At 65.4% G+C, this 1,140-nt stretch carries 1 protein-coding gene; it reads right to left on the bottom strand.

Annotated elements, in window-relative coordinates:
• Nucleotide 1: 1 nt before the first annotated feature.
• Nucleotides 2-1,093, bottom strand: a complete 1,092-nt coding sequence (locus ACWD4J_RS44105) for an IS630 family transposase (protein WP_451401197.1) — start codon at nt 1,091-1,093, stop codon at nt 2-4.
• Nucleotides 1,094-1,140 lie beyond the last annotated feature (47 nt).

Genomic DNA, 1,140 nt, shown 5'->3' with positions numbered 1-1,140 from the left:
CCTAGTCTTCTGAGTCAGGAATTCTGTTCAGATAACTGGCGAGGCGTTCGAGGATCTCGTTTGCGGTCTTGGTCCACACGTAGGGCTTCGGGTCGGTGTTCCATGCTGCGATCCAGGCGCGGATGTCCTTCTCCAGGGCCTGCACGGTCTTGTGGACGCCTCGCCGTATCTGCTTATTCGTCAGCTCCGCGAACCACCGTTCCACCAGGTTCAGCCAGGACGACCCGGTGGGTGTGAAGTGCAGATGGAAGCGGGGGTGGGCCAGGAGCCAGGTCTTGATGGCCGGGGTTTTGTGGGTGGCGTAGTTGTCCAGCACCAGATGAACGTCCAGGCCCGCCGGGATCTCCTGGTCGAGTTTGATCAGGAACTTCTTGAACTCCTCGGCTCGGTGTCGGCGGTGCAGAGAGCCGATCACCTTGCCGGTCGCCACCTCGAGTGCGGCGAACAGCGTGGTGGTGCCGGCGCGTACGTAGTCGTGGGTGACCCGCTGCGGGACACCCGGCATCATCGGCAGCACCGGCTGGGAGCGGTCCAGCGCCTGGATCTGTGACTTCTCGTCCACGCAGAACACCAACGCCCGCTCGGGCGGGTCGAGATACAGGCCGACCACGTCGTGGACCTTGTCGACGAAGTACGGATCCGTCGACAGTTTGAACGTCTCCGAGCGGTGCGGTTGCAGGCCGAACGCCCGCCAGATCCGCGACACGGTCGACTGCGACAGGCCCATCTCCTTGGCCATCGCCCGCGTCGACCAGTGCGTGGCGTTCTTCGGCGTGGCTTCCAGCGTCTTGGTGACCACCGCGGCGACCTGCTCGTCGGTGACCGTCCGGGGTCCGCCAGGGCGTGGCATGTCGCCCAGACCGGCGATCCGGTGCTCGACGAACCGCGCCCGCCAGCGGCCCACCGCATGCGGCGTCGAGCCGAGCTGAGCGGCCACGTCCTTGTTCGACGCACCGGTGGCGCAGGCCAGGATGATCCGACACCGCAAGGCCCACGCCTGCGGCGTGGAACGGCGCCGCACCCACCCCTCCAGCGCAGCCCGTTCCTCATCCGACAGGATCAACTCGGCCTTCGGCCGCCCAGTACGCGCCACCCCACAACCTTACACATCTGAACAGAATTCCTGACTCAGAAGACTAG

This window comes from Streptomyces sp. NPDC002577 (assembly GCF_053594815.1).
The sequence above is the reverse complement of the archived record's forward strand: the minus strand, read 5'-3'. Positions and strand labels throughout refer to the sequence as shown.